Source organism: Virgibacillus oceani (genome assembly GCF_014638995.1).
In the GTDB taxonomy this organism is placed as follows: Bacteria; Bacillota; Bacilli; order Bacillales; family Amphibacillaceae; genus Virgibacillus_E; species Virgibacillus_E oceani.
Genome location: NZ_BMFR01000036.1, coordinates 1 through 7,726 on the forward strand (window position 1 = coordinate 1; position 7,726 = coordinate 7,726).

A 7,726-nucleotide genomic window follows, 5' to 3' on the forward strand; every position below is an offset into this window, starting at 1 on the left:
ATATACAAATTACTAATTTACAGTTTCTGTAAGCTGTGCAACGCTAGTGGGTCTGACCCCTTGTCCCGGTGAAACTTTCTTCTTGTTGATTCGTATAGTAATTATGGAGAGGGGGAAGTGTTTTGGGTTTTAATGAGAACCTTGATAATGAACAAAAATTGAAATGGAAAAAACGATTAAACTGGATTGGTTACATAGTAATTGGCATTATTCTTGTTTTTATATTAGGAGTATTTGCAAACCACTTGATAACGAATTATATTTGGATGGATTCACTTGGATTTTCAGAAGTGTATACAACCATTTTAGGGAGCAAGGTGCTGCTTGGTGTGGTTGGGTTCCTTTTATTTTTCATCGGTACAGTCATTACATTATTTTGGATTCGCAGGTCGTATATTAGCCAATTGCACAAGAGCCAATTACCGAAAGTTGTGTTAGACAAAAAATGGAGCAGTGCGATCGTTATAGGCATTGCCCTATTAATTGGATTAATCGGCAGCGGTATCACACAAGGATTTGGCTGGGAACGTACACTTAAATTTATGGAGCATGCGTCATTCGGAGAAACGGATCCGCACTTTCATTTGGATATTTCCTTCTATATGTTTGTTCTGCCTTTTATACAATTTGTCGTTTACCTTTTGCTTGGGTTAGGCATATTTTTTCTATTATTAGAAATTGGGGCTTATTCCGTATTTAAAATGTATCGATTAAATCGTCCTGCGCAGCTGCATATGGGAATAACGCTTGCGGTAATAGGACTTCTATTGGCATGCATTCATGTTATTGCTCCGTTTGGCACACTATTTACAAATCAGGTAAATCTGTTTCAGGAAAGTGTGGTTTACGGGTTAAGTTATACCGATGATGTGATTAACATTCCAAAATCGTATCTGTTAGCTGCGGTTGCAGTAATCGGTACGGTTTGGGCGATCATTGCTTTGGTTCGTGGCAAATTACGATCCATGTTACTTCCGATTATTGCATATGTCGGATTGGTAATCGTTGGACAACTAACATCTGTGGCAGTGCAGCACTTTATTGTTTCACCGAACGAATTTTCAAAAGAACGCCCATATTTGGAACAAAATTTAACCTACACAAGAGCAGCTTATAGTCTGGATCAGATTAAAGAAATGGAGCATCCAGGTAATGACTCATTAAGTAAAGAAATGGTAGAACGTAATGAGAGGACCATCAGCAATATACGTATGAATGATGCAAGGCCATTGCTGGATGTTTATAATCAATTGCAGACATTTCGCACGTACTATGAATACAATGATGTTGATATTGACCGATATAGGATTGACGGTGAGTATGAACAAGTATTTTTAGGGGCGAGGGAATTAAATACGAGTGATCTTCCTGACCAGGCTAAAACGTGGGTTAATGAAAACCTGAGATATACGCATGGTTATGGGGTTGCCATGAGCCATGTAAATCAAGTCACGAAGCAAGGTCAGCCGGAGTACATTGTTAAAAACCTTCCCCCAGAAGGTGCAATTGAGATCAATCGCCCGCAAATTTATTTCGGGGAAGAACCATCTCAGAATGTAATCGTAAATAGCAAGATCGATGAATTTGATTATCCTTCTGGTGAAAAGAATGTCGACACTCGATTCGAAGCAGACTCAGGTATCCCTTTAAAAGGAATTAACCGGCTATTATTTTCCGTGAAGGAAGGCTCATTTCGAATGCTTGTTTCTGATCAGATCACGGAAGAAAGTCAATTATTAGAGACGCGGAATATAGTGGAACGGGTTAAACGTATTGCACCTTTTTTAACATACGATGAAGATCCGTATTTAGTGATTCGTGATGATGGCAGTTTAGTCTGGATCATGGATGCTTATATGACTGCGGAGCGTTATCCATATTCTGAGCCCTTTCAGGAAAATCTAAATTATATGAGAAATCCTGTTAAGGCAGTTATTGATGCCTATACGGGTGAGGTGGATTTTTATGTGGTTGAACCGGATAATGCATTAATGCAAACATATCAAAATATGTTCCCAGACTTGTTTACGGAAGAAATTCCCGAAGACATACAGGCGCATTTCCGATATCCGGAAAAATTGTTTACTGTTCAAGCTTCAATGTATGGCACGTATCATATGTCAAACCTGGAAGTATTCTATAATCGTGAGGATTTTTGGCAGTTTCCTACAGAGAAATATTTCAATGAGGATACCGTTATGGAACCATATTACATGACGTTGAAATTGCCTAAAGAAGATCAAGAAGAATTTATATTAATGCTTCCATATATACCAAAAAATAAGCAAAACATGATTTCGTGGATAGGTGTCCGCAACGATGGTGAAAGTTACGGGGAGATGTTTGTATATCGTTTTCCAAAACAGAAAAATATTTATGGACCACAGCAAATCGAAAACCGCATTAACCAGGACTCGGACATTTCCAAACAGCTTAATCTTTGGTCACAGGGCGGCTCAGAGGTGATACGGGGGAACTTACTGACGATTCCAATTGAAGATACCATACTTTATGTTGAACCAATTTACATTGAATCATCAAATGAAACATCACTTCCTGAAGTGAAACGGGTTGTCTTGGCTTATGGTGATAACATTGTCATGGAGCCAACGTTTGACAAAGCACTTGATGAAATGCTGAAAATAATCAATCCGGAAAGTAAAAATAATGAGAATAAGGAAGTGAACGAGACGGAGCAAGCCAATCCAGACGAATCATCTTCACAGCAAATTTCGGATGCGGAAGAAAAATTACGGGATTTTGCTGATCAATTTGATGCCTATCAAAAGGCATTATCAGAAGGAAACTGGGAAGAAGCGGGTAAAATCATGGCTCGGATTGAAGCTCAATTGAAGGAATATAATAGGTGAATGTATGAAGGACTGCCCTAGGGGTGGTCCTTTGTTTCGTTGAGGAGGATATTGTCTGATCACTATGTAAACACACTATCTTGGGAGAGCCGGTGTAAGCATGAATCAGCAAGAGGCACGTAAACAAAAATGGCTTGCATCTCCGCAAGCCATTGGTAATGTTAGTGTGGGACATGGGGACTGACCCCTTGTCCCGCCCTGATTTGTTTAGTTGTTGAAATATGCTCCGTGCTTAACTGGTCCTACATATTCATTAAGTTTCCAGCCCTGGGCAATTGCTGCTGTGACGAATTCCTTCGCTGCTTCCACTGCCTCTTTCACAGATTTTCCATTTGCAAGATTTGCAGTGACTGCTGCGGCAAATGTACAGCCCGCACCATGATTGTAAGTCGTATCAAGCTTTTCCTTTTCCAGCAGTGTAAAGTCTTTTCCATCATAAAAGAGGTCCACGGCTTTTTCGTGATCTAGTGCTTTTCCACCCTTAATGACGACATTTTTTGCTCCAAGGTCGTGGATTTTTACTGCAGCATCCTTCATGCCATCAATTGTTTTAATTGGTCCAGTTTTAGCAAGCTGTCCCGCTTCGAACAAATTAGGTGTGGTAATTGCTGCACGAGGCAAAAGCAATTCCCGCATCGCATCGGTATTTTCCGGCTGCAATACCTCATCTTCGCCTTTACATACCATTACCGGGTCAATGACTGCTTTATCTAATTTAAATTCATCTATCTTTCTCGCACCGAGTTCGATGATCTCAACCGAACCGAGCATGCCTGTTTTCATTGCATCAATACCGACAGATAAAATAGTATCCAATTGCTTTTCAACGATGTCAACGTCAATTGGAAATACACCATGACTCCAGCCATTAGTTGGATCCATCGTAACAATGGAGGTAAGTGCATTCATGCCATATACACCATACTCCTGAAATGTCTTCAGATCTGCTTGTATACCTGCCCCGCCACTTGAATCAGATCCGGCGAGTGTTAACGTTTTTTTCATCGACATTGAGCTTTCCCCCAAATCTTCATTTATAATTCATACCGTGTTTATAGGATATAACAAATTTTGTGACAATAAAAGTATTTTTTATTATGGTATAGTATTTGTAAATCTCAGCCATTCAAAAGGAAAAAGGAGAAATTAATACAATGGAAAATATTACATTTGGGGACATTTACAATCCAGGTCAGGTTGTTTTTGAAAACGATCGATACAAACATATCCATTACCCAGAGATGTTAATTCGGTATGACAGTAATTATATTGAATTTAAAATGATGCCGTCTGTTGCTGAATTTATAGAGGCGGCAAATTATTTAACACGATTTCATCGAAAATATGGACAAAAGCATATAAAGTTTTATTTTCCCGGGAATGAAAAACCATCTAAAGAACTAATGAATCACTTTATGAAAGCATGTTACGAGGTTGGATACAACGAATTATATGCTATCCAGCCAAAACAATTTCCTAACGTAACGAATCATCCGGATATTGATACACAAACTGTAACAGACACGAATTTTCAAGCGTTCTTAGAATTACAGTACGAAACGGATTTGGAATTTGGTGAGGAATTTGCCAACCAGAAGGAAGACCTTCACAAACGTAATTTCTTAGATAGTCATATATTACAGATTTTGGCTACTTATAAAGGGATACCTGCAGGCTCCGTAGATGTTATTATTTCAGAGAAAACAGCGGAAATTGATGGATTATCGGTTAAGGAGCCATTTCGGAAAAAGGGTATTGCAAGCAGGCTGCAAAAGTATGTTATGGATTGTTTTCCCGACAGGACAATAATTTTAGTTGCCGATGGTGAGGATACACCTAGAGAAATGTACAGAAGGCAAAACTATCATTATTTGGGGTTTAAGTATGAGGTTCAGATGGTTTATAGTTCAAACGATTAGTTGAATTTTAGCAGATGGTAAAAATTTGTTTCGAAATCGTCACAAAATTTCATCGTGATATATTGCATTTCGCTCTAAGACATAGTATTATATATTTCACCAATATATTGCATATTGGGTTAAAAATAATCTATTAGAACTGGAATATATAAACATACAACGTAGAGGAGCGAATATCGTGAAGGACAAACTATCATTCTCATCTTACGCATTAATAGGACTCATGTTATTTGCCTTATTTTTTGGGGCTGGAAATCTGATATTTCCGGCACAGCTTGGTCAAAATGCTGGAACAAACCTTTGGCCAGCTATTGTTGGCTTTTTAATCACTGGAGTCGGATTGCCCTTGCTTGGAATTCTAGCAATGAGTTTTTCAAAAAGTAATAATTTACAAGAACTCGCAAGCAGAATTGATCCAGTTTATGCTGTATTCTTTACATCACTTCTTTATTTAACAATTGGGCCATTCTTCGCTGCTCCAAGGACAGGTACAGTAGCATATGAAGTTGGTATTGCACCATTTGTGAGTGAGGGATTTCAGCAGGGTGGATTGTTCCTATTTACGTTGGTCTTCTTTGCGATTACACTTTGGTTTTCACTGAATCCTGCAAAACTTGTTGATAATGTTGGAAAAATATTAGCACCGGGTATTGTTGTTCTGCTTGGAATTCTTCTGATGATGGTTATCATTCAGCCGATGGGTTCTATCCAAACTCCACAAGAAGCGTTTGCTGACGGGGCTTTTGTACAGGGGTTCCTGGAAGGGTACAACACGATGGACGCACTTGCTTCCCTCGTATTTGGAATTATTGTGATTAAGGCAATTCGTTCGTTTGGTGTAACTTCTACAAGTGGAATACTTGCTGCCACAGCAAAATCTGGTGCCGTTGCAATCACATTTCTAGGAGCCATTTATATTGGTATAGCTTATTTAGGAGCTACGAGCACAGAAGAATTTGGTATTTTTGCGACAGGTGGCCCAGTTCTCAGCAGTGCGGCATCGTATTACTTTGGAATAGCAGGATCAATCCTGCTGGCCGTTGTTATGACGCTTGCCTGTCTCACTACGAGCATTGGTTTGACAACCGCATGTGCAGAATACTTTCAAACGTTATTTCCGAAAATCGGCTATAAAAAGTTTGTTGTGTTCTTTTCAACGATTACATTTGTGATCGCTAATTTTGGGCTGACAAACATTATTTCATATTCGGTACCTGTATTAATGTTTCTTTACCCGCTTGCAATTGTACTAATGCTGTTAACGTTTCTTTCACCATTGTTTAACCATTCACGTATCGTTTATGTATCAGCAACAGTTGTCACATTTATGGTCAGTATTTTTGATGGTTTAAAGGCATTATGTGACTCACTTGGAATCGACTATTTTGGATGGATGGTACCGTTCGTTTCCTTCTATAAACAGTCACTGCCTTTATACAGCCAGGGACTCGGATGGTTATTGCCAGCATTAGCTGTTATTGTAATTACAGGCATTATTGTCCGTGTGCAAAAATTATCAATTGCCCACGCTTAAAAAATAGGCCGGTTTCCTTATAAGGAACCGGCCATTATCTTTTCATTTGTTTAAACTCATCAATTGCGCGTAGCCAATTTTCTTTCATTATTGAGGAAACATTTGTTGCATCACCTGTCTTCATTAGTTCAATAATCGTCGAATGTTCGTCTATGGACTTTTTCGTTAGAATAATCGAGTTGTGAAAAAATAATCTTCTAACATGTGCCTGAAGTAAGGTTACCATGGAGTCAATATATGGATTTTTAGCTGTATCGACAATAATTTGATGGAATTCCTCATCAATTTTTAATGCCGAATAATAATTTTCCAAACGGATTGCTTCTGCAAATCGTTTGTTTGTATTTTCCAGCAAAGTGCTAATTTTATCAGTTAAATTTGCAATAGCTAATTCAGCTGATAATGCTTGTAAGGCTGCTAAGGGTGGTAAAAGGTCATTGATTGACTCTTTTTCAACTTCTGTTACCTGTGTTGCCTTGCCGGGATACATTTTAACAAATCCCCGTACCTCGAGCAGCTGCAATGATTCACGTACTGGGGTTCTGCTGACACCAAGCGCCTGTGCAAGTTCCGAGTCATTTAATTTTTCGCCGGGCTGCAGTGTTCCATCAATAATCCATTGCTGAAGTTGGTTAAATGCACTCTCTTTGGCAGATTGGCGAATTGGTTTCGAATGATCAGTTGGTATTGGCATTTGCAATTCCCCCTTTTTAAAATATCTTTATAATTAATAGTATACAATAAAAGGAATTCAATTGGTATATGCAATATATTGGAGACTCTCGGATCATATTGCAAAACAAATTAATTGCCGAACGTAAAAGAACAGGGTTATTCTATTTTTTAGGATGAAATAGATAGTTCTACATACCATTGGATAAGGGGTTTTGTCATATGAAATGCAAAATTAATCGAAATGCGGCTAAAGTATTGAGAAAAATGCTGGAAAGTAACGAAGCGGAAGGAAAAATGATTCGAGTTTTTGTTACACACCTTCATGGTGACCATGCACATTACGACATAAAATTGGATACACCGACTGAAAATGATGTGGTTGTAAAAACGGACAAGGATATTGACATAATTTTAGAGAAGGATGATGCGTTTTTGGATGGTATATGGATTCAGTATTTCTATGTTCCGCAAGAGGAAATGTTCATAACCAATCCTAAAAAAGGGCATCATCATTAATTAAGGGTTTTCGTAAATTCTGATTTTTATTACGTAGTATCCGTAAAATGCGACGTAAATACTTGTGGTGATTTTGCATTATTTTGGACGCTCTTTGGTCCCGCAGCCCGTATACACTTCGCTTTCCGTGGGCGGCTGATGAGTCTCCTCACGCTGGGTGTTCGTCGTGTTGCAAGCATTTTCGGTGATGCTGCACTCCTCACAACTCGTAG

At 38.7% G+C, this 7,726-nt stretch carries 6 protein-coding genes; 4 read left to right on the forward strand and 2 right to left on the reverse strand.

Features of this window, described 5'->3' with window-relative positions; translation table 11 throughout:
• Nucleotides 1-122: 122 nt before the first annotated feature.
• Nucleotides 123-2,870, forward strand: coding sequence for a UPF0182 family membrane protein (locus IEV74_RS19485; RefSeq protein ID WP_188457014.1), 2,748 nt, complete (start codon nt 123-125; stop codon nt 2,868-2,870).
• A 207-nt stretch (nt 2,871-3,077) separates the two neighbouring features.
• On the opposite strand, the gene pdxK is transcribed toward IEV74_RS19485, so the two are convergent.
• Nucleotides 3,078-3,881 (reverse strand): pyridoxine/pyridoxal/pyridoxamine kinase, encoded by an 804-nt coding sequence (pdxK, locus tag IEV74_RS19490; protein ID WP_188457015.1) that lies wholly within the window; start codon nt 3,879-3,881, stop codon nt 3,078-3,080.
• 143 nt (nt 3,882-4,024) lie between these two features.
• On the opposite strand from pdxK, the gene IEV74_RS19495 reads away from it, so the two are divergent.
• Nucleotides 4,025-4,789 carry a GNAT family N-acetyltransferase gene (locus IEV74_RS19495; protein ID WP_188457016.1) on the forward strand — a complete coding sequence of 255 codons (765 nt, stop codon included), beginning with the start codon at nt 4,025-4,027 and terminating at the stop codon, nt 4,787-4,789.
• 178 nt (nt 4,790-4,967) lie between these two features.
• Nucleotides 4,968-6,323, forward strand: coding sequence for a branched-chain amino acid transport system II carrier protein (gene brnQ, locus IEV74_RS19500; protein ID WP_188457017.1), 1,356 nt, complete (start codon nt 4,968-4,970; stop codon nt 6,321-6,323).
• A gap of 34 nt (nt 6,324-6,357) precedes the next feature.
• On the opposite strand, the gene IEV74_RS19505 is transcribed toward brnQ, so the two are convergent.
• A complete protein-coding gene (locus tag IEV74_RS19505) occupies nt 6,358-7,017 on the reverse strand; it encodes a GntR family transcriptional regulator (protein ID WP_188457018.1) in 660 nt (219 codons plus the stop codon).
• Nucleotides 7,018-7,217: 200 nt separating this feature from the next.
• On the opposite strand from IEV74_RS19505, the gene IEV74_RS19510 reads away from it, so the two are divergent.
• On the forward strand, nt 7,218-7,514 hold the full coding sequence (locus IEV74_RS19510) for an iron-sulfur cluster assembly accessory protein (RefSeq protein ID WP_188457019.1): 297 nt from the start codon (nt 7,218-7,220) through the stop codon (nt 7,512-7,514).
• Nucleotides 7,515-7,726 lie beyond the last annotated feature (212 nt).

Bases quoted from the DNA above. Each gene is read 5' to 3' on its own strand.
- IEV74_RS19505 (WP_188457018.1), bottom strand. From the start codon at position 7,017: ATGCCAATACCAACTGATCATTCGAAACCAATTCGCCAATCTGCCAAA.
- IEV74_RS19495 (WP_188457016.1), top strand. From the start codon at position 4,025: ATGGAAAATATTACATTTGGGGACATTTACAATCCAGGTCAGGTTGTT.
- IEV74_RS19510 (WP_188457019.1), top strand. From the start codon at position 7,218: ATGAAATGCAAAATTAATCGAAATGCGGCTAAAGTATTGAGAAAAATG.
- pdxK (WP_188457015.1), bottom strand. From the start codon at position 3,881: ATGTCGATGAAAAAAACGTTAACACTCGCCGGATCTGATTCAAGTGGC.